The sequence below is a fragment of the Bacillus sp. 2D03 genome, assembly GCF_003946765.1.
In the GTDB taxonomy this organism is placed as follows: domain Bacteria; phylum Bacillota; class Bacilli; order Bacillales; family Bacillaceae_G; genus Bacillus_A; species Bacillus_A cereus.
Map to the genome: position 1 here is coordinate 18,287 of NZ_RPSJ01000001.1, position 22,094 is coordinate 40,380.

Genomic DNA, 22,094 nt, shown 5'->3' on the forward strand with positions numbered 1-22,094 from the left:
GAAATGAACGTTTTTTGGGACAAAGGGGGATTTACTTACATGTATGAAAAATGGAAAACCGCTTTCCTTACCATATCAACGCTATTTTTAACCTTTTCTCTTGTACTCCACCCCCAAGCCGCTTTGCAAGCTTCTATTCGCGGGTTAAATATATGGTGGGAAGTTGTATTCCCTTCACTACTACCGTTTTTCATCATTGCGGAACTTCTAATTAGTATCGGTGTTGTAAAATTTATTGGCGTTATATTAGAACCACTCATGCGCCCACTTTTTCGCGTTCCAGGGATAGGCGGATTTGTTTGGGCGATGGGAATGGCTTCTGGTTTCCCTGCAGGCGCCAAATTAAGCGCTAGACTACGAAAAAGCAATCTTTTAACTCAGATTGAAGCGGAGCGCCTCGTTTCTTTCACAAATTCTTCCAATCCGCTTTTTATTTTCGGTGCTGTGTCTATCGGTTTTTTTAATAATCCGAAATTAGGAATTATATTAGCCGCTGCCCATTATTTCAGTAACTTTGCTGTCGGATTAATTATGCGTTTTTACGGCGATAATACCGCTTACAAAAATAATACACACACTACAAAAAAACGTCGCTTTCAAAACCCTTTTTTAATTCTTCACGAGACACGCTTACAAGAAAAAAGACCAATTGGTAAATTACTTGGGGATGCCATTGTTTCTTCTATTCAAACATTACTTATGATTGGCGGATTTATTATTTTATTCTCTGTGTTAAATAAAATGATTACTGTATTCCACATTACAGCAGCTCTTTCTTTTATTATGCAACATATTTTATCATTCTTCCAACTAACTACTGAATTTAGTATTCCCATTTTATCAGGCATTTTCGAAATGACACTCGGGAGCCAAATGATTAGTCAAATAAATGAAACACCCCTCCTGCAGCAAGCGATGGTAACAAGCTTCATTTTAGCATTTAGCGGCCTTTCTATTCAGGCACAAGTTGCTAGCATATTAGCTGAAACAGACATACGATTTAAGCCCTATTTTTTCGCACGAATTATCCAAAGTATTCTCGCTCCTATTTTTACCTTTATATTTTGGAAACCATTTTATGAAAAAGTAAGCTCTTTTTCACCTATGCAAAAAGATATTCCCGTATTTTTTTCCAATTCTTCTTTTATACTGCATGAAATTTGGACATCTTTTATACACTATGGACCGATATTTACTTTATTTTGTTTATACGTATATGTTATTTTATTATTTTTCCGTAGCAACAAAGAAAAACCCCGTTCACTTTAACGGGGTTTGAAACTTTTCTTTTAAAGCACGTTCTACAACAGGAGGTACAAGATCTACTACACTTCCGCCATATCTCGCAACTTCTTTCACAATGCTCGAGCTTAAAAATGAATATTGGTTATTTGTCATAATAAAAAAGGTTTCAATGTTTTCATCTAATTTTCGATTCATAGAAGTAATTTGCATCTCATATTCAAAATCAGAAACTGCTCGTAACCCACGTAAAATTGCATTTGCATTACGCATTTTCGCATACTCTACTAATAGTCCACTATGTGAATCTACTTTTACATTCGGGATTTCCTTTGTTGCTTCTCGAATTAAGTCTAAACGCTCTTCAACTGAAAAGAACGGTTTTTTTGACGAGTTGTTTAAAACTACTACGTATACCTCGTCAAATACTTTTGCTCCCCTTTTAATAATATCCAGATGCCCAAGGGTAATTGGATCAAAACTTCCCGACGAAATAGCTATACTAGTCATTCTGTCCCCTCACCTTCATACTTATAGATCGATATTGCTGTAATGCCGTAATTCTCAGCTCGCACTTTTACAAGTCTTCCTATAGACTCAGGTAAAACTACATCATTACCATGCTCTGACATAATTAATCCATCTCTATGTAGCAATCCATGTTGATCCATCACACTAATTAAAGATACAATTTTTTGATCTTTATATGGCGGATCAATTAATATAAGATCGAATGCTATTTCACGTTTTATAAGAGCCTTTACCGCGCGTTCTGCATCATTTCGATATACTTCAGCTTGTTCCTGTACTCTACAACTTTCTAAATTTTGATGAATTACTTTTATTGCTTTACTATCCCGATCAACAAAAATTACTTTATCGATCCCTCTGCTCAAAGCCTCAATTCCAAGACCACCACTACCACCAAATAAATCAAGGGCGATACCACCATCAAAATAAGGACCTATCATATTAAAAATAGATTCTTTTACTTTATCTGTCGTTGGACGTGTTGTATTACCAGGAACCGCTTTAAGTGGGTGTCCTTTACATTTTCCTGAAACTACTCTCATCTGTTGTCACTACCTTTATTTCAATCTATCGAGCGATTATAGAAAGCCATTCCCACTTCGGTAACAGTTAACAAACCACATTCACCTAACTATAGAAAAACTCGGCCTCAAATAACCTCTCGTTATTTTTATGTATTCATCTCATCATTCACTAATATGAACCCAATATGTATATTAGTTCCACTTTATCTTTTTTATCCTATCACAAAATAAAAAAAAGAAAAATAAAAAGCCCAACATAAAATTTAATTTCATTATGTATATCTTCATTTAGATTGGACATAAATAATTATAACAACATCACCTTCGATGTTGTTGCCAACCGCGGAGAAGACTTACGTTTCCCCATAAGTTCTTCCTCCGGTTTCTCCTCTCCCTTTGCCTTCTTACTAGTACATGCTAGTATAAGAAGGGCCCTGCTATGCAGGGTTTTTTTTTCTTTGTGTGCTTTTCATTTAAAAAGTGAAATGGTACAGTAAAAGAAAGAGGAGGAAAAGATATGATTCAACGCTTTATAGAACTTGGAGAAGGCTACTCTGATTTATATGAATTACTTGAAATTGCCAAAACAAATCAAGAACGTATAGCACATATGTTACAATTTGAAACGATAAAAAACGATAAAAAAGTGTGTTCGCTTGTTGTAATATTAAAACCAACTACTACTGGTGATTTCCAACCATTATACATATGTCGTGAAGGCATTCCTGTATTTGAAAATAAAAAAAGTAAACGTGTCATTTTATTTGAAGAAACGGCAGAACAACTCGGAAAAAAAGTGGCTACCTTTACTGTAAAACCATCTACAACTTTCCCAGAAAAAGAACTATTTTTTAATCATTTAATTGGTATTTTACGAATGAACAATTTCATTCCTCCGATGAAATAACGTGTTATTTCAAGTGAAAAATCCCCGGCTAAATTTAGCAGGGGATTTTTTCTATTAGCTATAATCGTATTCTTTTGCTCGATCAGGACGGGAATTTTCAAATTCCGTTTTTAAATACGGGCGATACGACTGTTCTATCTTTTTCACAAAAGGAAGTTTGTTCAACTTATGCATCATATGCTCAATTTGTTCCATATCACAATATACTACAGCATATTTTAATCGTTTTGATATGTAATGTATGTTACCATATTTCCTTAAAATCTTGGCATGTTTCAATGAATGTAAATAAACAATCATACTTTGTCGTTGCCCGAACATAATCTTCTCCATCTTCTCCTTTTAAAAACATATATTTTATATTCTATGAAAACCAATCAGAAATTTATAACATTACAGGACAAACTCTGTATACGTTTTCTTCCAACTTCTAAAAAACGGGGTACATCACCCCGTTTTTTTACAACCACAACCTCCGCCAGTACCACAACCTCCACCACAGCCACCAGCATCAAAGAATGGATTTCCTGTTGGCACTTTAATGGAAGAAGACACTTCCGAACCGATTGCTACACTAACTTCGTCTAATAACTTCTGCAAAGCAGTTTCTGCTCTTTTAAAAGCTGCAACCTTATCATGTAAGTCCACAGAACGCTTTAATTCTCTCATTTTCATCGACACGGTAGTATAGTCAGGATGGTATTTTCCAAAACGCTGTACTTCCTCATACCGTTCTTTCATCGCTGTAAATTGCTGAATTAGCGTCTGAAGTTCCATATCTTCATGTAATTCTCTATAATACTTACGATAATCTTCTGCTATATCTGAACAGATAATCGCTTTTGCAAGCTGCTCTGCCTTATCTAATATTAATACGCTTTCTAGCGTCGCTACAATCATGAGAGACACCTCCGAGTATCCATCATACCACATTTAGATTAGAACTACTAATTGAAGTGACTTACTCAAAAGAAAGATATAACGTAACTATTTTTACACTATATCCGTACACACTTATACATTAATATGTTCCGCTATATTATATTTAAGAACATCCCATTTTCCACTATTTTGTTTCACATAACTAATACACGCATTTTTTAATGGTGTCTTAAATGTAATTTCATCTGGTTCAATGGCATGTAAAATCGCTTTTATCGCGTGTGAGTGAGCAACAATAATAATACGTTTGCCAAAATGAGTTGTCGCAACATCTTCTAAAGCAGCAAAGCAACGAGCTACAATCTCTTCATCTCGCTCCATACCTTCTACTTTACCCTCAGCAATCAACTCTCTAACAGCCGCAACCGGCTTCCCTGAAGCTTCTCCAAAATTCCGTTCAACAAATCGCTCATCTAATAAAATCGATTGTAATCCAACTGCCGTTGCGATTTCATTAGCCGTTTCTTGCGCTCTAATTAACGGGCTACTTATAATGATATCCCACGTTTCTTCTTGTAAAGCAGCTGCACTTTGACTCGCTTGCTTCTTACCAACTTCATTAAGCGGAATATCTTCTCGCCCCTGAATAATTTCTTGAAAATTCCAATCAGTTTGTCCATGTCGTACTAAACAAATTTCCGTCATGCTGCAACTCCTTTTTAAATAATCAACTTCTATTGTAACAAAAGTTCTGCATGACGGACATATTTTTCACTTCCAATTAGGTTGCATTTTGTTGCTTCATATACTGAAACATATCAATCATGATCGAAGCAACGGCCAATTGATTTTGAAACTTTTCCACTTTATCTGGTATCGTTTTTTTGAAATGTTGCATCGCCGCTAACTCAAAAGCCTCTTTTTCTTCAGGATTTCGTGTTAATTTTCTATACCAGTACGGTTGCTCTCTAATATAGCGAGATAAATCCTCATCAGCCTTTATAAACTCCATAATTTCTGCTCTCATCATCTTTCCCCCTAATCCTTTTGAAAGAAAAACGGGTTATTTTCTGAAGTACTTTGCTCTTGCTGCGTACGGTTACCTTGAAATTGCTGAATAACTTGTTGCACGCTCCCAATTGCACTCGTCACATTGGCTAAATGGTTCTGCATTTGTTCCACGTCCAACTTTTTAAAAAAAGAAAGCATTTGCCCCATCACATCAGCAGTTTTTTCCTCTTCAGTTCGATTATCTTTTTCTTTTTTATTTTCTTTTACCGAAGAAAACGCAGGCGCTCCATCCGGTCTATAAGTTGCCCATATTGGATCTTCTTCACCAAGTAAGTACCATTCTTCATAAAATTGTTGCCATGTTTTATGACCACTTCTAACCTCATGAACCATTTTAGGGTGATGGTTTACAAATTCTTTAAACTGTTGAATCGATGGATGTAACGGTCCTTTTGTTGTTGGCATAATCCTCACCTCTCCATGTATATCTACTATATAGTAAGAAAAAAAAGGCGCATGGTTCGCCTATTTTTAGACGATTCATGCACCTTTTTTTCTGCTATTTGCATACGGTCAGATTCCCACCTACAATTCAGTGAATACGAAGTAACTAATTTGGTAATGTGACACCCCACCGCTTACAGTTTCGCTTTATTTTCGAATAAAGTTTTGTGTATAAAATTTATCGTATACACCAACACCTAATCCTGTAAATTGTTCATTTAATAAATTCTTTCTATGCCCCTCACTATTTAACCAACCTTGCACTGCCGCAATTCCATCACTATGTTGCGCCGCTATGTTCTCACCAGCAAGTTGAAATCCTACTTTCCCGCGCTGCAAACGATCTCCTAGTGTACCTAATGTAGGTGAGTCATGAGAAAAATAATTATTGTCTTTCATATCTTTACTGTGACCAACAGCAACATCTGCTGTTTCCTGATCCCATGTTAATAACGGTAATTTATGACGACTTCGAATGATATTTGTTAAATCAAAAATTTGTTGCATATTCCCATTTTCTACTTGTTTTATTTTTTCTGGAGTCAATGGTTGTTCTGCTATTAATTCACCTGAATAAACGAGCTGATACGGTCTTTGGCGTAATAAAGTTTCATCATCCATATAACGAACACCAACAAGCTCATGTGTAAATTGATCAAAATACAATTGCGCCCATCCATCTTCTACAGGTATTAACGGTTGTTCCATGACTTCGGTATCAGATAGCTCAAATTGATAACTATTTTTCCCTCTTTTTAATGAAATTTCATGCGAAAGCGGACTTTTTTTATATACTTCTTCATATTTTTCATTTATATAATAAGGTGGAACCTTAACTTGTTCACCAGCTGCGTATGCCGTTACAACTTTACGTTCAGAAACTCCAAATTGAACATACTGAGTTAAATCCTGGTTGTATACCCACCATTCATATCCGTATGCAGATGGCTCTATTCGAGAGGGTTCTCCCCACTTCGCTAATAAGTTTTCAGAGTCTTCACCAATCATATTTAAAACAGTGTCTGAGGAGTCTTCCTTAATTTGCTTTTTCTTTTTCACAATTTTATTTTCTTGCTTTGATTGAGATGGGGTTAATATATATTGTGAAACGAGTAATTTCCCGTATAAATCAACAGCTAAAATTAAAAATGTAATCATTACGATACGCAATAATTTCTTCAAACGATATACCTCCTGAACAAAACATAAAATTGAGATATACACAAATCCTTTTCTTTCTTTTTGTGTGTACCGTACTCTTTTCACTATATCATATTTTTGTGAAAAAAGTCTGGATTATCCCTTTTCTCTCAATATGAATTGCACTTTCTTATTATTCATACTATTATAAAAATAATGGTGTAACATTAAAAAAGGAGGTATTATATGCAATTTACAAATACGAAATTTAATGGAGCCGTCGTTGAATTAACTCTTTTAACTGAAATCATGGAAAACAACCACTTCGTACTTGCCGGACAGTGGGATTATGAACGAGTTACATACGATTATAAATTTGAAATATTAAAGGATGTTTATTATTTACGAGTGCAAGGAGTTGCTGTTGAAGGTGACATCGGCAGTAGACACGCTGAAGTAAAACTACTTCCCCCCTTATTAGGAAAACATTATTATCCTCACGGCGTTGAATATGGTGATGATGAGACTTTCCCAACGAATGTACTTCAAAAAAGCGAACAACTCCTACAAAATGTCGAAAAAGAGTTAAAAGAATTTCAAATTATTGATTAACAAAAACAAGCGCATCAATATGATGCGCTTGTTTTATTTCCCTTCCCTAAGAATGAATCGTTTTTTTTACTGGATATCCATAAATAGATCCATCTTTTACTTTAATCTCATCTTCCCAAGGAACCTTATATTTACCTTCAGCTAAATCTTTTACAAACGTATATGGATTTTCTTTCACCCCACCAGGAGTTGCTACATATCCTCTTGAACCTAGATTATATATATTATTTTCCAATCCCCATCCTAATCTAGCCTGATCTGCTAGTTCTGGATATACTTCAGCAGTAACAATCTCCCACGGATTTCGATGACCCTGTACTAAAGTAGTCCCATCAAAGTTACATACTTGTCCTTCACCAAAGTAATAAAATACACCATCATAACCCGCTAAGTTTACCGACAATGTATACATTAAATTTTGCCATGCATTTGAGCGATTGGTTAGCATCCATTGTTCACTAACTTGTGTACTATATCCAGAAATACGAATTAAGACATTTGCACCTTTATAGGCCGCTTCACGAGCTACTTCAGGGAACATGCCATCATGACAAATACAAACAGCTAATTTACTTCCTCCAGGTCCATCACAAACAGGTAAGCCTAAATCTCCAGCTTTCCAAGGCTCGACTGGCACCCAAGGATTTAGCTTACGATACTTCAAAATCATTTCACCTTGTGGATCAATAATAACTGCTGTATTATATGGCTCTCCACCATCAGGATTTTTCTCCATTATTGAAAAAACACCATATACTTTAGATTCTTTACATGCCTCAGCAAATAAGTCTGTTTCTGGCCCAGGCACTGTGCATAAAAATTCTTCTGTAGTCCATTTTTTTGTATTGAGCCCTTGTGTACTATATTCAGGAAATACTATCAATTCTAAACCAGGGTAACCTGATTTGGTCGAATGAATTGTTTTTATGATTTGTTGAATTTGTTTATCAATGTCTGCACGCGATTCTACTACTGGTACTGGATATTGAATTAGTGCTGTCAAAAAACCACTAATCGGCTTTACCATACTTCCACTACTACCCATTTAAACTCCCCCTTAAAATAGTTCGTGTTTATTAAAGATAACAATATATATTTGTAACTCTCTAAAAAACTTGCACTACATATGGAATTATTACGCATGAAAGCTAGTAGTAAATTTTATCTCCACTTTTAGTACACGCCTACACTAACTTAACATAAAAAGTTAGAAAATTCAATCTTTTTAAAGGTAGCTAAAACTAAAAAAGAAAAAGCGCATGGAATCCCATACACTTTTTTACTTAGTCTGTAAATACGGCGGCAATTGTTGCAACTGCTCCTTATCCTTTTCACGTTCTCTACGTGCCCATCTAAAGAATACATAGCCTATAATTGTACCGTATACTATTTCCTGGACAATTTTCATTATAATACCACCAGTTTGCTGGTCTTGTACGACTGGCATCCAGTGCAAAAATTCTGGTCCCGTTATATTCAAATCTGATAAAGTGTCCGCTGGTACACATAGTTCCATCGCTTTCATCCAAGCAGCTGGATCCGTATACGTTGCAAATAACGGCGCTGTCGCAAAAATGATTAACGCACAGGCAGGCGTTAATAATATGCCGTTAGCAAACATATAACCAAGTTTCTTTATATCACTTAACGTTTGATATTCTGGTAATGGATTTAACATCGGCCACCACATCATGATTGCTGTAAAAAACAATATAGCGAGACAAATAGGATGAGCTATTTGACTTTGTTTTACTGTATCAAAAACAACTGGTAAATGATAAAAAGAAAACAGGCCGTTAAATACAAACAACGCAATAAGTGGTTTAGCAAATGCCTTTAATATAATTTGAACGAACTTAAAAGAAGTAATGTAACGATATAACCAAATTGGTATACCAAGCAACAGTAACGGTGGAACTGCAATATACATGACTGCCATTTCAAACATATGAGCACTAAATATAATATGGCCAATTAAATCAATAGGTCCTCCCTTTACAAAATACAAAAGAACAATACCAGTCGTAAAATAAAAAATTTGCTTCTTACTTACCTTCGTCGCATTTTCAAATCGCATTCTATATGGCCCAATAATTAAGAAGTACCCAATAAGAATTGAAAGCATAAATAATAAAAAGATTGGACTCCATAAAGCCTGAAAACCAAATATCCACAAGTTACTCATTTTCACACCTACCTTCGTAAGGTTATCTCATAATATGAAGAGGGAGCTGTGACAACACAAGCTCCCTTATTTTTCACTTTTCAAATCCACACGATTGTCATAAAAGCTAAAATTGTAATTAATCCTATTAGCAGACCAGAGTAAAGAAAGAAACTTGCTGCTTCATGTCCTTTATGACTCATATGCATAAAATAATACAATTGAAAAATTACTTGTACCACTGCTAATAGTAAAATAAACGGTACAGAGAAAATCGGACTAAAAGTTTTTGGATACGCCACTGCTACAAATGCAACTAATGTTAAAAAAATCATTAATGCAAACGTAATAACTTGATGCCTCATTTCCTCCGCACTTTTTCTCTTCCGATAAACAAGATCAACTTTAGGATTATTCGTTTGCTTTATCGCCATTGTTTATCCCACCATTCCCATTAAATATACTACAGTGAAAATAAACACCCAAACTACGTCAATAAAGTGCCAATAAATCGATGCAACATAAAACTTCGGTGCATTGTATAAATTTAGACCTCTCTTCGCATTTCTAAAGATTAATGTTAAAATCCAACATAACCCAAACAATACGTGGAGTCCATGTGTACCAACAAGAGCATAAAACGCAGAGCCAAACGCACTACTTCTCATAGTATGCTTAAATTCATGTGTATAATGATAAAACTCATATATCTCAAATCCTAAAAACCCTAAACCTAGCAATACTGTTACTAGTAACCAAAGCTGCATTTTCTTAAAGTTAAAGTTTTTCATGTGATACATCGCATATACACTCGTTAAGCTACTCGTTAATAAAAGCATCGTCATAATAAAAACGAGTGGCATTTGGAACATCTCTTGAGATGTTGGTCCACCATTTGTAGAATTCTTTAACGCTAAATATGTGCCGAATAAGGAAGCGAACAGCACTGTTTCGCCTCCAAGAAATAACCAAAAACCGACAAACTTATTTTTCCCTTCAAGGGTTGCTTTTTCAGGCTCTGCTGGAAATGTTTCATTCGTTAATTTTTCATCTACATGCATTATGCCTTGCCCCCCTTATCCTCTAAATCTTCTTTATGAATATGATACCCATGATCATCAATTACTGAACGTAGGAACATTGCGCCAAATGTAATGATTAAACCAATAATTGCTACTAATAACCAGAACTTATCTTTTCCGCCCTGCATATACATCGCACCGAATGCCGCTATAAACAATCCGAAAGAAATGACAAATGGTGAAAACGAAGGATTTGGCATATGAATATCACCAACTGGTTCCGCTGCTGTCATCTCTTTATTACCTTCACGTTTTTCAATCCAAAACGGATCTAATCCGCGAACAAATGGTAATTGTTTAAAGTTATATTCTGGTGTCGGTGCTGGCATTGTCCATTCTAATGTACGTGCATCCCACGGATCACGACCAGCTTTTTCTTTTGATACTGTCGTTTTAATTACATTGAATAGAAGAACAATCGTTCCAAGAGCCATAAACACCGCTCCGATAGAACTAATCATATTCCCCATTTCCAACCCTTGCCCTTCAAGATATGTGTAGTAACGGCGTGGCATACCAATCAAGCCAAGGAAATGCTGAATAAAGAACGTTAAATGGAAACCGATAAAGAATAGCCAAAACGTTATCTTTCCTAATGTTTCATTTAATACTTTATTGAACATCAGTGGCCAATAATAATGGGCTCCTGCAAGTAAACCAAATACAACACCGCCAACGATTACATAATGAAAATGCGCTACTACGAAATAGTTATCATGAAATTGATAATCAGCTGGTGCAGATGCTAGCATAACCCCTGTAACTCCACCCATTACGAATGATGGAATGAAAGCTACTGCCCACATCATTGGTGTCGTAAAACGAATACTTCCACCCCACATTGTAAAGAGCCAGTTGAATATTTTGATACCAGTCGGAACCGCAATCGCCATTGTTGCAACTGAGAAAATAGCATTAGCAACTGGACCAAGTCCAACAGTAAACATATGGTGCGCCCATACCATAAATCCTAAAAATCCAATTAATACCGTCGCAAACACCATCGATGAATAGCCAAACAATCGTTTTTTCGAAAATGTCGCGAAGATTTCTGAGAATATTCCGAAAGCTGGGAGTATAAGAATGTATACTTCTGGATGACCGAAAATCCAGAATAAATGCTCCCATATAATTGTATTCCCGCCCAATGCCGGATTAAAGAAACTTGTTCCAAATAAACGATCTAACATTAAAAGTCCTAATCCTACAGTTAACGGCGGAAAAGCGAATAATATAAGCGAAGATGTTACAAATGTTGTCCATGTAAACATCGGCATACGCATATACGTCATTCCTGGCGCGCGCATATTAATAATGGTTACAAGGAAGTTAATTCCTCCAATTAATGTACCAATACCTGAGATTTGCAAGCCGAGTACATAGAAATCAACACCATGACCTTTAGAGGCTAAAGCTAAAGATGCATAAGATGTCCATCCTGCATCAGGTGCTCCACCTAAAAACCAACTTAAATTTAAAAATACTCCACCAAAGAAAAATAACCAAAATCCGAGTGAATTCAAAAACGGGAACGCTACATCACGTGCACCAATTTGAAGTGGTACAGCGGCGTTCATAAATGCAAACACGAGTGGCATAGCTGCGAGGAAAATCATTGTTGTACCGTGCATCGTTAATACTTGATTATAAGCATCCCCAACAAGAAAAGCGTTGTTAGGAATTGCTAATTGAAGGCGAATAAATAGAGCTTCTATTCCGCCTATTACAAAAAACAATCCACCTGCAATTAAATAGAGAATGGCAATCTTTTTATGGTCTACTGTCGTTAAATAATCCCATATGACAGCACCCATCCCCTGTTTTTTTGCTACAGAACTCACGTTTTCAACCTCCCCTTCGCGAATAATCCCTCTTTACTTTTCAACTTTTAACGTTTGTAAGTATGCATTTAATGCATCAATTTGATCATCCGTTAAGTTGCCATATTTGCCAGTCATTTTGTTTCCTGGCTTCATATTTTCAGGATCCTTCAGCCATTTTTTTAAGTTTTCTTCATTGTTTTCGGCAATACCGGCAACCATATCGCGATCCGCAAAGTTTGCTAAGTTTGGTGCGATACGAGCGGAAGGTGGTCTACTATCATTAGATCCAACTGCGTGACAACCAATACAGCTTTTATTAAATATTTCTTGGCCCTCTTGCGCCTTTGTTGAAGCTACTTCTTTTTTTCCATCAATCTTCTTCATATCAGCAAGCCATTTTTTGTACTCGCTTTCATCTAAAGCTTTCACTTTAAATTGCATTAAAGAATGTGATGGACCGCAAAATTCTGTACAAAAACCATTATAAGTGCCCGATTTATCTGCCTTTAACCACATTTTGTTCACATTGTCTGTATTTGTATCCATTTTCCCTGCTAAAGATGGAACCCAAAATGAGTGTTTAATATCGGCACCCTTCAAATTTAAATACACTTTCTTACCTGTGGGGATGACCAAATCTTGCGAAGTTACTATCTTTTCTGATTTATAAGAAAATTCCCACCAATAAAGATTCGCTGTTACATCAACAACGATAGTATCTTTATCAATATTCTTTTTCTCCATCGCACTTACATCAGCAAGTTTGAATGTATATGTAACCGTTGGAACAGCTAAGATTAGTAAAAGAATAATCGGAATAACTGTCCATATAATTTCTAGCTTGTGATTCCCTTCAACTTGCTCTGGAATATAATCTTCCTGACCTTTCTTTTGTCGGAAACGCACAATTACATACAAGAAAATAATAGTAACTACTAGTACTACTCCTACCATGATTGCACTAGCCAGTAGAAGTAAATCATATTGCATTTTTGCTACTTCTCCTTGCGGAATTAAAGTAGATTGAAAGGCTTTACCGCATCCCCCTAACAGTAAAGCCAGCAGTGAAACGAACGAAAGCAGTCGCCACTGTTTCTTCATACAAACAACCCCCACTTTCCTTGTGAATTAGATTGTACTTTATAGTTAAGTAAAGTAAATCTCAACGTAAAGAAATCCAATTATGTCGTTGTCTTAGAAGAATGTAACTACAATCATTGATACAAATAAGATTGTTAAATAATTTAGGGAATAAACAAACATTTGCACGGACCATTTGATGTCATCTTTCTTACGGAAGCCATAAAATCCTAAAACGATCCATCCGATGTTAAGCAGTGTTGCAATTACCATAAATGTTATCCCTAGTCCACTCATATAAAATGGGAGTGGTAATAAACATACTGTCCAAATCATAATTTGGCGTTTCGTAATTTCAAATCCATGAACTACAGGAAGCATTGGAACTCCTGCATTTCGATATTCATCAACACGTTTCATCGCTAATGCAAGGAAATGTGGGATTTGCCAAATAAACATAATTAAAAATAACATCCAAGCAATTGGATGACCTAAAGATGGATCGATTGCTGCCCATCCAATTAAAGGTGGAACTGCTCCAGATATACTACCTACAACAGTATTTAGTGTATACTTTCTCTTTGTCCATAAAGTATATAGGACAACATATGTGAAAGCACCAATAAATCCCATTAAAACTGCCATTGGTGTTGTTAATAATAAGAATACAAATCCAAGAAGTAATATAACTAGTCCAAATGTAAGTGCAAATCCTGGTTTATACTTTCCAGTAACCGTTGGACGAGTCTTTGTTCTTTCCATTAACGGATCGATGTCTCTATCGATGTAGTTATTTAAACAACATACCCCCGCCATAATTAATCCTGAACCAACGATTGTAAAAAATAGCTTATCCAGATTGTCCATCACACTTAATCCATTAAAGTGTAACGCCAACCAAAATCCTGTAAATACAGTAAGTGTATTTGAGTTTACAATCCCCATTTTAACGAGTGCTGATAAATCTTGTAACCGAGTTGTTTCCGGTACACTTGTAACAGCGGACTCATCATGCAGCTCACTTGTTGCATGGTTCATCACTCTAACCCCCTCTTAAAACTTTCATCTTTCTTTTTGCGCTTATTTCAAATGAAATAATTCGCTTCTATATAGCAATATTATTACAGTAGAAACATTGTTAACCCATTCTACTACTAATCTACGCCCATACTCCAATATATTAAATCATATTTCCCGAACATTTTGTGAAGAAAACATGAACTTTTTGTGTCGGATATAAAAAACTTCATTCTGACTTGTCCTTATCATAACATGATGTTACCTTCTATAATAAACTATTTTGTCCTATTTAACACGTATTCTCCCCATTTCTTTTCAAAACAGCCTATTTTTCACCTAATTTTTTCCTTTCAAACCCTGTTTTTACACCTATTTTCTCTCCCTTTCCTTCCCCCTCCATTTCTTTGCTATTTTATTATTTTTTATATATCATAGGAACTAGCGCGTTTTATTCTATACATAATGGAATGAAAATATTTCGCAATAACTTCATAGCAGAAAGATGGTGAAAGAGATTGCAACGCTTTATTAAATGGTTAGCAGTCATTACAAGCCTTGATTTATTAATAGTTTTATTAGGAGGCGCTTTAGTTACAAAAACAGGTTCTGGTCAAGGTTGTGGTAAATCATGGCCACTTTGTAACGGTGAATTTGTTCCATCTAATTTATCAATGGAAACTATTATTGAACTTAGCCACCGATTAACATCAGGATCAGCTGGAATTCTTGTCACTCTCCTTTGTATTTTGTCCTGGAAATATTATAAACATGTGCGTGAAACAAAAACGTTAGCAATTTTATCCTTCGTATTTTTAGTTGCACAAGCATTAATGGGAGCAGCAGCAGTTGTTTGGGGACAAATGCCAGCTGTACTTGCTATCCATTTCGGTATTTCCTTAATTTCATTTGCTTCTGTCATTTTATTAACGTGTCTTATCTTTGAAATTGACCAAAAATTTGATGCACGTTCACTTATTATGGACAAAAAAATGAAATTTCATATTTATGGTGTAACAATTTACAGTTATATTGTCGTCTACACAGGTGCTTTAGTACGTCACGAACGAGCTAGCTTAGCCTGTCCAGACTTTCCTTTATGTAGCAAAAACAGACCTATGCCAACTCAACTACATGAATGGGTTCAAATGGGCCATAGAGTTGCAGCGATGTTAATTTTCGCTTGGATACTATACGCCATGATTCTCGCTATTCGCCATTACAAGCAGCAACCTGTAGTATATTGGGGATGGATCATTTCATTTATCCTCGTTACACTTCAAGCTGTAGTAGGAGTTTTAGTTGTATTTACAAACGCTAGTTTAGCGATGGCATTGTTACATTCTCTATTCATTTCTTGCTTGTTTGCCGTACTATGCTATTTAGTTATGTTAGGAACAAGAAGTAAAGTGAATGCCAAAGAAGCCGAATCAACTTCTAAACAAACAAAATAATTTAAAACTAAAATCCCTTGCCAATTCGGCAAGGGATTTTTTGCAATAAAAAAGAGCTGTATTTACACAGCTCTTTTCTTATTTTAGTGATCTAATTCAATAAGTAAATCACCCGTTTGAATTGCATCACCATCGTTAACATATACTTTCTTCACTTTACCATTGAACGGCGCTTGAACTGTCGTTTCCATTTTCATCGCTTCTGTAATTGCCATAGAATCGCCTTTTTTCACTTCGTCGCCTTCTTTTACAACTACTTTAATTACCGTTCCTGGCATCGTTGCACTAATATGATTTGGATTCTCACGGTTTCCTTTCACACGTTGTGCAACTGTTGCTTTTACACTCTCGTCTTTCACGATAATTTCACGTGGTTGACCGTTAAATTCCAAGTAAAGAACACGATTTCCATCCGGCTGAGGTTCTCCAATTGATACTAGTTTAACCATCAATGTTTTACCCTGTTCAATTTCTACATCAATTTCTTCACCTAGTCTCATACCATAGAAGAACGTCGGTGTATCAAGTACAGATACATTTCCATAAAGCTCAGCAACTTTTTCATAATCCATAAATACTTTTGGATATAAAGCATATGCTACTACATCAAAAATCGTTACTTCGCGTCCAAGTTTATGGAATAATTCTTCTTTTAACGCTTCGAAATCTACTGGCTCTAGTAATTCACCTGGTCTTACTGTTAATGGCTCTTTCCCTTTTAAAATAATCTTTTGTAATTCTTTCGGGAAACCACCGTACGGTTGACCTAAATCACCAGAGAACATTTCAACAACAGACCCTGGGAAGTCCATCGCATGTCCACGCTCTAAAACATCTTGTTCTGTCAGATGGTTTTGAACCATAAATAATGCCATATCACCAACAACTTTTGATGATGGTGTTACTTTTACAATATCTCCAAACATGTCATTCACACGGCGGTACATTACTTTCACTTCATCGAAGCGATCTCCTAAACCAACCGCCTTCGCTTGTTGCTGAAGATTACTATACTGCCCACCCGGCATTTCATGCATATATACCTCTGTATGAGGCGCATTCATACCACTTTCAAATGGTGCATAGTATTTGCGTACATCTTCCCAATAGTGAGATAGTTTTTCTAAAGAATCTATATTAACATCTGGTTGTCTTTCGTTTCCGCCTAACGCATAGTATAGCGTGTTCGCACTTGGTTGTGACGTTTGACCAGCCATAGAACTCACTGCTACATCGACGATATCAACACCTGCTTCAATTGCCTTCGTATACGTTAATATACCATTTCCACTCGTATCGTGCGTGTGCAGATGAATTGGAATCGACACTGTCTCTTTTAATGCAGAAACTAAATCATATGCTGCATTTGGTTTTAGTAAGCCCGCCATATCTTTAATACCTAAAATGTGAGCTCCTGATGCTTCTAACTCTTTTGCTAAATTTTTATAATAATTTAAATCATATTTACTACGCAGTGGATCATGAATATCCCCTGTGTAGCACATTGTTGCTTCTGCAATTTTACCAGTGTCTCGTACAGCGTCAATTGCAACTCTCATGCCTTCCACCCAGTTTAAACTATCAAAAATACGGAATACATCAATGCCTGCTTGAGCAGAACATTCCACAAATTTTTGAATTAAATTATCTGGATAGTTTTTGTATCCAACTGCGTTTGAAGAACGAAGTAACATTTGGAATAACACATTCGGCATTTTTTCACGAAGATCTAGTAATCGTTCCCATGGATCTTCTTTTAAGAAACGATACGCAACATCAAACGTTGCACCGCCCCACATTTCTGCTGAGAATAGGTTCGGTAACATTCTCGCTGTTGGCTCCGCAATTTGATGTAAATCTTTTGTACGAATACGAGTTGCAAGTAATGACTGGTGTGCATCACGGAATGTTGTATCCGTTAAAAGTACACGTTTTTGATCCTGTACCCATTTTACTAATCCGTCCGCTCCACGCTCGTCCAAAATTTGTTTCGTTCCATTTTGGTTTGGCTCTGAATGTTTTAAACATGGAATACGAGCATCTGGGAATATTGGTTTTTCTTTTTTCCCTACTCCTGGGAAACCATTTACTGTTACTGTACCAATGTAATTTAACATTTTCGTTCCACGGTCTTTACGTTTCGGGAACAAGAACAATTCAGGTGACGCATCGATAAATGAAGTATCATATTCTCCTGATAAGAAGTTTTTATGCTTTACTACATTCTCTAGGAATGGAATATTTGTTTTAATACCACGAATACGGAATTCTTTTAAGTTACGTTCCATTTTTGCAGCAGCTTGCTCAAAAGTAAGTGCCCAAGTTGTAACTTTTACAAGTAAAGAATCGTAGTACGGTGTAATAACTGCACCTTGGAAGCTATTTCCTGTATCAAGACGCACACCAAAACCACCACCTGATCGATACGCCATAATTTTTCCTGTATCCGGCATAAAATTATTTAGCGGATCTTCAGTTGTTACACGAGATTGAATTGCAAATCCATGTACAACTACTTCCTCTTGCTTCGGAACACCTACCATTTTGCTATGTAATGAATGTCCATCCGCTATTAAAATTTGTGATTGAACAATATCTACTCCCGTAATCATTTCTGTAATCGTATGTTCTACTTGAACACGTGGATTTACTTCAATAAAGTAAAACTCATCATCTTTTACAAGGAATTCTACTGTTCCTGCATTTAAATAGTTTACATTTTTCGTTAACTTCACAGCAGCATCACAAATACGCTGACGCAGATCATCTGAAAGTGATACACTCGGTGCAATTTCTACAACTTTTTGATGACGACGTTGTACAGAACAGTCACGCTCGTATAAATGAACAACATTGCCTTCTTCATCTGCTAAAATTTGTACTTCTATATGTTTAGGTTTTTCAACAAATTTTTCGACGTAAACTTCATCATTACCAAAAGCTGCTTTCGCTTCTGATTTCGCTCGATTATATGATTCTCCTAATTCCTCACTAGTACGCACAATACGCATACCACGACCGCCACCCCCAAGGGATGCTTTAATAATAATCGGGTAATCATACTTTTCAGCAAATTTTTCGACTTCTTCTAATGAATTTACTGGACCATCACTACCAGGTATAACTGGAATTTGTGCTAGCTGCGCTTGTGTTCTTGCTTTCACTTTATCTCCAAACATATCTAAATGCTTACTTTTCGGACCGATAAAGATAATTCCTTCTTCTTCACAACGTTTAGCGAATTGAATATTTTCTGACAAGAAACCATATCCAGGGTGGATTGCATCTACATGATTACTTTTTGCAATCTCAATAATGCCTTCAATATCTAGATAAGCATCAATTGGTTTTTTTCCTTCCCCAACTAAATAGGACTCATCGGCTTTATAGCGATGATAAGAACCACTATCCTCTTTAGAATAGATTGCAACTGTTTTTAATCCAAGTTCCGAACAAGCTCGAAACACACGAATTGCAATCTCTCCACGGTTAGCTACCAATACTTTTTGAATACGTTGCAGCTTTGTCATGATTTTCCCCCTCTACTTTCCTACCACTCTAGAGATAAAATATACACACACCTTAAAAAGCGTGAAGTTCTTCACTTTCCACATTATATTATACTTAGAAAGCTTCACTTTATTTTTATCCATCATACCTTATTTTCTAACAAATGATAAGTTTTCTGTGCAATTTGTTTCACAAAAATAGTATAGCATACCTCTTCCTTTTCTAACAACTTAATTGTATATCACATTTAACTTAATGTGATATATCTTTTAACTGAAAAAGAAATTAGTACATCATATTTGGAACTACTTAAAAATAAAAAACACATCATGCTCTAAAGCACAATGTGTTTTTATTTTACAACTACAAGATGTGGTCCATTTTGTTCTTTTTCTTTCATTAATCCATTCTGTTGTTTCTCTTGTCGTTTCACGTGACTAGCAATATTGAGTAGTATCCCCATCGCAAGTAGATTAGCTAATAAAGAACTACCACCGTAACTGACAAACGGTAATGGTACTCCGGTAAGTGGTATTACTCCAGACATACCACCAACATTAATAAACGTTTGAACTCCAAACAAGCTTGCAATTCCGATAGCTATTAAACTTCCAAATGGATCTGTACACTTTTGTGCGACTCTAAATGATCGAATAATTATAAGCAATAAACAAATCAAAATGATTGCTACGCCTATAAAACCAAGTTCTTCCGATATAATTGCCATAATAAAATCCGTTTGTGGTTCTGGTAAATAACCATACTTTTGCACACTATTTCCTAATCCCCTACCATTAAGCCCTCCAGAAGCAATTCCAATAAATGAATTTACCAATTGGAATCCATCCTTTTGAGGATCATTAAACGGATCAAGGAAAACAGAAAAACGTGCCTTTTGATATGGATTTAATGCATAATTACCAAGAAGATATAGTGCCGGAATCCATACTATAGAAGTTAAAGCAATTCGTTTAATCCATAAGTTAACCTGTACTCCCGAACAAAGAAACATAATTCCTACTGTTCCTGCAATTAACAAATCAGTACCTAAATCATTTTGCTTTAATATTAAAAACATGATTATTCCAACACCAATAAGTACTGGACCTGACCCTTTGAAAACAGGTGTATTCGTTTCTTGTCTTTTCGCAAAAAAATGAGCTAAGACGAGAATAACTGTTATCTTAACAAATTCTGCAGGCTGTATTCCAAATATCCACCCGTTTGCACCGTTTACTTTCTTAGTGAAAAAGGCAGCTGCAGCTAATAAGGCAACACTAGCACCGTAACTCCCCAACAAAAAAATTCGTTTTCTCCAAACTTTATATGGGATAGTAGCAATAATTATTAATACCATTGTCCCAACAACTAAAGTAATTAATTGTCTTTTAAAAAAGAAATTTGCTGGTTTATCAAATCTCGAAATCGCAACAATGGAACTCGAACTATATACCATTATTACCCCCAGCACACATAAAATAACAAGAGGAAGTAACAATGAATAATCCATTGATTTCCATACTTTTTTCATTTCATTTCCTCTTTCTGTTTCAATTTAATTATTGTTGTATTCCATATGTACATTGATTCTTCCTGCTTTATTATACAAATAAAAAGCTCAAACTAATTTAGTTTGAGCCCCCTTATTTGAACCCGTTATTGTTGTTTGTTTGTAAATGCTTCATGAAGTGCAGATAACTCACGTTCGAGCTCACCTAACATTGCTTTCCCTTGTTCTTCTGCAATAAGACCAAGGCGAACTGCAAAATCGACCTCGCGGGATAGTCCAAACATTTGTGTGTCTAACACTTCTTCATATAATGGACATTGCGGCATTGTAAGATGGTCCATTTGCACCTTAATAAGTCTTAAAATCTTCTCTGCATCCGCTTGTAGAAGGGCTAGTGCCTTTTCCTGATGATTTGCTACTGTCTCAGACGCCAAATTGATTCCCTCCGTTTCCGTCCTACTCTCCTCTATCCTATCTATTAATATTAGCGATAGTTTTAATAAATTGCAATAGAAACATTTTTTGTGACAACAGTGTCTAATACTATTATACTGAAAAGTGGGAGTATAACACAAATGGGGGAACAACAATGAGCGAAATTTTATTTATTAACGGAAAAGTACGTTTTCCAATCACTATTGATCCAACTGTTTGGATCTTTGATGATCGAAAAGTAGATTTGACAACTTACTTTGATGAAACTAGAGAAAACACGTCTGAACTAGAAACTTATTTAAAAAACACTTCAGAACATTGGGATCGCGAAATCCGTGATGGTGCCGCTTTTCCTCCAATACAACAAAGTGTGAAGAAATATAAAAAAGAACAGCTGATTACTGGAACATTTGGTATACCATTTCATCCATTTCTTGCTAACGCTGAAATTTTAGAGGACGCTACGCAAGTTGAAATTGAAACGGTGGATCATACAATGACACTTCCATTAGAAACTGTCAAAAATGCTATACTAGGCTTTTCAAAAGAAGGAAAACCATTAAAAGAAGACGGACCTGTTCATCTCTATTTCAATGATGGATCTAATCAACAAAATCCAATCCGTAACATCCGTAAATTTACAATTATTTAAAGAAAAGGAGTGAG

23 protein-coding genes are annotated in these 22,094 nt (G+C 35.8%); 5 read left to right on the forward strand and 18 right to left on the reverse strand.

What is annotated here, in order from left to right; all coding sequences use genetic code 11:
• Positions 1-39: 39 nt before the first annotated feature.
• A complete protein-coding gene (gene ylbJ, locus EBQ15_RS00160) occupies positions 40-1,269 on the forward strand; it encodes a sporulation integral membrane protein YlbJ (RefSeq protein ID WP_000273085.1) in 1,230 nt (409 codons plus the stop codon).
• Here the strand turns inward: ylbJ and coaD are convergent.
• Positions 1,261-1,752 carry a pantetheine-phosphate adenylyltransferase gene (gene coaD, locus EBQ15_RS00165; protein ID WP_000200599.1) on the reverse strand — a complete coding sequence of 164 codons (492 nt, stop codon included), beginning with the start codon at positions 1,750-1,752 and terminating at the stop codon, positions 1,261-1,263. The two genes, ylbJ and coaD, sit on opposite strands and share 9 nt — an antisense overlap.
• Positions 1,749-2,315, reverse strand: coding sequence for a 16S rRNA (guanine(966)-N(2))-methyltransferase RsmD (gene rsmD / locus EBQ15_RS00170; protein ID WP_001266980.1), 567 nt, complete (start codon positions 2,313-2,315; stop codon positions 1,749-1,751). The genes coaD and rsmD overlap by 4 nt, the downstream gene beginning before the upstream one ends.
• A 499-nt stretch (positions 2,316-2,814) precedes the next feature.
• On the opposite strand from rsmD, the gene EBQ15_RS00175 reads away from it, so the two are divergent.
• Positions 2,815-3,204 (forward strand): DUF7147 family protein, encoded by a 390-nt coding sequence (locus EBQ15_RS00175; protein ID WP_000616017.1) that lies wholly within the window; start codon positions 2,815-2,817, stop codon positions 3,202-3,204.
• Positions 3,205-3,258: 54 nt separating this feature from the next.
• On the opposite strand, the gene EBQ15_RS00180 is transcribed toward EBQ15_RS00175, so the two are convergent.
• The 6 genes from EBQ15_RS00180 to EBQ15_RS00205 form a co-directional block, all read right to left on the reverse strand.
• A complete protein-coding gene (locus EBQ15_RS00180; protein WP_002082261.1) occupies positions 3,259-3,525 on the reverse strand; it encodes a YlbG family protein in 267 nt (88 codons plus the stop codon).
• 126 nt (positions 3,526-3,651) lie between these two features.
• Positions 3,652-4,104, reverse strand: coding sequence for a YlbF/YmcA family competence regulator (locus EBQ15_RS00185; protein WP_000634366.1), 453 nt, complete (start codon positions 4,102-4,104; stop codon positions 3,652-3,654).
• 114 nt (positions 4,105-4,218) lie between these two features.
• Entirely contained in the window at positions 4,219-4,791 is a 573-nt protein-coding gene (locus EBQ15_RS00190; RefSeq protein ID WP_000134947.1) for a histidine phosphatase family protein, read from the reverse strand.
• 76 nt (positions 4,792-4,867) lie between these two features.
• Positions 4,868-5,113: a YlbE-like family protein gene (locus EBQ15_RS00195; RefSeq protein WP_001200990.1), complete on the reverse strand. Its 246-nt coding sequence runs from the start codon at positions 5,111-5,113 to the stop codon at positions 4,868-4,870.
• A gap of 11 nt (positions 5,114-5,124) precedes the next feature.
• A complete protein-coding gene (locus EBQ15_RS00200) occupies positions 5,125-5,562 on the reverse strand; it encodes a YlbD family protein (RefSeq protein ID WP_001143324.1) in 438 nt (145 codons plus the stop codon).
• Between the two features lie 186 nt (positions 5,563-5,748).
• The gene (locus tag EBQ15_RS00205; protein WP_000735378.1) at positions 5,749-6,783 is read right to left on the reverse strand and encodes a CAP domain-containing protein; all 1,035 of its coding nucleotides are present in this window, start codon (positions 6,781-6,783) and stop codon (positions 5,749-5,751) included.
• A gap of 204 nt (positions 6,784-6,987) precedes the next feature.
• On the opposite strand from EBQ15_RS00205, the gene EBQ15_RS00210 reads away from it, so the two are divergent.
• Positions 6,988-7,353 carry a YugN family protein gene (locus EBQ15_RS00210; RefSeq protein ID WP_001160947.1) on the forward strand — a complete coding sequence of 122 codons (366 nt, stop codon included), beginning with the start codon at positions 6,988-6,990 and terminating at the stop codon, positions 7,351-7,353.
• Between the two features lie 46 nt (positions 7,354-7,399).
• On the opposite strand, the gene EBQ15_RS00215 is transcribed toward EBQ15_RS00210, so the two are convergent.
• The 7 genes from EBQ15_RS00215 to ctaB form a co-directional block, all read right to left on the reverse strand.
• A complete protein-coding gene (locus EBQ15_RS00215; protein ID WP_000535802.1) occupies positions 7,400-8,398 on the reverse strand; it encodes a formamidase in 999 nt (332 codons plus the stop codon).
• A 234-nt stretch (positions 8,399-8,632) separates the two neighbouring features.
• On the reverse strand, positions 8,633-9,538 hold the full coding sequence (ctaG, locus tag EBQ15_RS00220) for a cytochrome c oxidase assembly factor CtaG (RefSeq protein WP_000069021.1): 906 nt from the start codon (positions 9,536-9,538) through the stop codon (positions 8,633-8,635).
• Positions 9,539-9,618: 80 nt separating this feature from the next.
• Complete coding sequence (ctaF, locus tag EBQ15_RS00225; RefSeq protein WP_000985706.1) at positions 9,619-9,951, reverse strand: cytochrome c oxidase subunit IVB; 333 nt, start codon at positions 9,949-9,951, stop codon at positions 9,619-9,621.
• 3 nt (positions 9,952-9,954) lie between these two features.
• The gene (gene ctaE / locus EBQ15_RS00230; protein ID WP_000557861.1) at positions 9,955-10,578 is read right to left on the reverse strand and encodes a cytochrome c oxidase subunit III; all 624 of its coding nucleotides are present in this window, start codon (positions 10,576-10,578) and stop codon (positions 9,955-9,957) included.
• Positions 10,578-12,413 carry a cytochrome c oxidase subunit I gene (gene ctaD / locus EBQ15_RS00235; RefSeq protein WP_153579316.1) on the reverse strand — a complete coding sequence of 612 codons (1,836 nt, stop codon included), beginning with the start codon at positions 12,411-12,413 and terminating at the stop codon, positions 10,578-10,580. Before ctaD ends, ctaE begins: the two co-directional genes overlap by 1 nt.
• 60 nt (positions 12,414-12,473) lie before the next feature.
• Complete coding sequence (gene coxB / locus EBQ15_RS00240; protein ID WP_000745268.1) at positions 12,474-13,523, reverse strand: cytochrome c oxidase subunit II; 1,050 nt, start codon at positions 13,521-13,523, stop codon at positions 12,474-12,476.
• Between the two features lie 93 nt (positions 13,524-13,616).
• Positions 13,617-14,540, reverse strand: a complete 924-nt coding sequence (ctaB, locus tag EBQ15_RS00245) for a protoheme IX farnesyltransferase (protein WP_001015064.1) — start codon at positions 14,538-14,540, stop codon at positions 13,617-13,619.
• A 497-nt stretch (positions 14,541-15,037) separates the two neighbouring features.
• Between ctaB and ctaA the strand changes: the two genes are divergently transcribed.
• Entirely contained in the window at positions 15,038-15,973 is a 936-nt protein-coding gene (gene ctaA / locus EBQ15_RS00250; RefSeq protein ID WP_001188744.1) for a heme A synthase, read from the forward strand.
• A gap of 83 nt (positions 15,974-16,056) precedes the next feature.
• On the opposite strand, the gene pyc is transcribed toward ctaA, so the two are convergent.
• The 3 genes from pyc to EBQ15_RS00270 all read right to left on the reverse strand — a co-directional run bounded on the left by pyc (position 16,057) and on the right by EBQ15_RS00270 (position 21,427).
• The gene (gene pyc / locus EBQ15_RS00255) at positions 16,057-19,503 is read right to left on the reverse strand and encodes a pyruvate carboxylase (RefSeq protein ID WP_000164091.1); all 3,447 of its coding nucleotides are present in this window, start codon (positions 19,501-19,503) and stop codon (positions 16,057-16,059) included.
• Positions 19,504-19,835: 332 nt separating this feature from the next.
• Positions 19,836-21,014, reverse strand: a complete 1,179-nt coding sequence (locus EBQ15_RS00265; RefSeq protein ID WP_000758403.1) for an FtsW/RodA/SpoVE family cell cycle protein — start codon at positions 21,012-21,014, stop codon at positions 19,836-19,838.
• A gap of 125 nt (positions 21,015-21,139) precedes the next feature.
• Positions 21,140-21,427, reverse strand: coding sequence for an Fpa/YlaN family protein (locus EBQ15_RS00270; RefSeq protein ID WP_000135694.1), 288 nt, complete (start codon positions 21,425-21,427; stop codon positions 21,140-21,142).
• Between the two features lie 155 nt (positions 21,428-21,582).
• Here EBQ15_RS00270 and EBQ15_RS00275 point away from each other — a divergent pair, with 155 nt between their 5' ends.
• Entirely contained in the window at positions 21,583-22,080 is a 498-nt protein-coding gene (locus tag EBQ15_RS00275; RefSeq protein WP_001289809.1) for a molybdopterin-binding protein, read from the forward strand.
• Positions 22,081-22,094 lie beyond the last annotated feature (14 nt).

Bases quoted from the DNA above. Each gene is read 5' to 3' on its own strand.
- pyc (WP_000164091.1), bottom strand. From the start codon at position 19,503: ATGACAAAGCTGCAACGTATTCAAAAAGTATTGGTAGCTAACCGTGGA.
- EBQ15_RS00185 (WP_000634366.1), bottom strand. From the start codon at position 4,104: ATGATTGTAGCGACGCTAGAAAGCGTATTAATATTAGATAAGGCAGAG.
- EBQ15_RS00265 (WP_000758403.1), bottom strand. From the start codon at position 21,014: ATGAAAAAAGTATGGAAATCAATGGATTATTCATTGTTACTTCCTCTT.
- ctaB (WP_001015064.1), bottom strand. From the start codon at position 14,540: ATGAACCATGCAACAAGTGAGCTGCATGATGAGTCCGCTGTTACAAGT.
- EBQ15_RS00275 (WP_001289809.1), top strand. From the start codon at position 21,583: ATGAGCGAAATTTTATTTATTAACGGAAAAGTACGTTTTCCAATCACT.
- ctaE (WP_000557861.1), bottom strand. From the start codon at position 10,578: ATGCATGTAGATGAAAAATTAACGAATGAAACATTTCCAGCAGAGCCT.
- EBQ15_RS00175 (WP_000616017.1), top strand. From the start codon at position 2,815: ATGATTCAACGCTTTATAGAACTTGGAGAAGGCTACTCTGATTTATAT.
- rsmD (WP_001266980.1), bottom strand. From the start codon at position 2,315: ATGAGAGTAGTTTCAGGAAAATGTAAAGGACACCCACTTAAAGCGGTT.
- ylbJ (WP_000273085.1), top strand. From the start codon at position 40: ATGTATGAAAAATGGAAAACCGCTTTCCTTACCATATCAACGCTATTT.
- EBQ15_RS00200 (WP_001143324.1), bottom strand. From the start codon at position 5,562: ATGCCAACAACAAAAGGACCGTTACATCCATCGATTCAACAGTTTAAA.
- coaD (WP_000200599.1), bottom strand. From the start codon at position 1,752: ATGACTAGTATAGCTATTTCGTCGGGAAGTTTTGATCCAATTACCCTT.
- coxB (WP_000745268.1), bottom strand. From the start codon at position 13,523: ATGAAGAAACAGTGGCGACTGCTTTCGTTCGTTTCACTGCTGGCTTTA.
- ctaD (WP_153579316.1), bottom strand. From the start codon at position 12,413: ATGGGTGCTGTCATATGGGATTATTTAACGACAGTAGACCATAAAAAG.
- EBQ15_RS00210 (WP_001160947.1), top strand. From the start codon at position 6,988: ATGCAATTTACAAATACGAAATTTAATGGAGCCGTCGTTGAATTAACT.
- ctaF (WP_000985706.1), bottom strand. From the start codon at position 9,951: ATGGCGATAAAGCAAACGAATAATCCTAAAGTTGATCTTGTTTATCGG.
- EBQ15_RS00215 (WP_000535802.1), bottom strand. From the start codon at position 8,398: ATGGGTAGTAGTGGAAGTATGGTAAAGCCGATTAGTGGTTTTTTGACA.
- EBQ15_RS00195 (WP_001200990.1), bottom strand. From the start codon at position 5,113: ATGAGAGCAGAAATTATGGAGTTTATAAAGGCTGATGAGGATTTATCT.
- EBQ15_RS00180 (WP_002082261.1), bottom strand. From the start codon at position 3,525: ATGTTCGGGCAACGACAAAGTATGATTGTTTATTTACATTCATTGAAA.
- EBQ15_RS00190 (WP_000134947.1), bottom strand. From the start codon at position 4,791: ATGACGGAAATTTGTTTAGTACGACATGGACAAACTGATTGGAATTTT.
- ctaG (WP_000069021.1), bottom strand. From the start codon at position 9,538: ATGAGTAACTTGTGGATATTTGGTTTTCAGGCTTTATGGAGTCCAATC.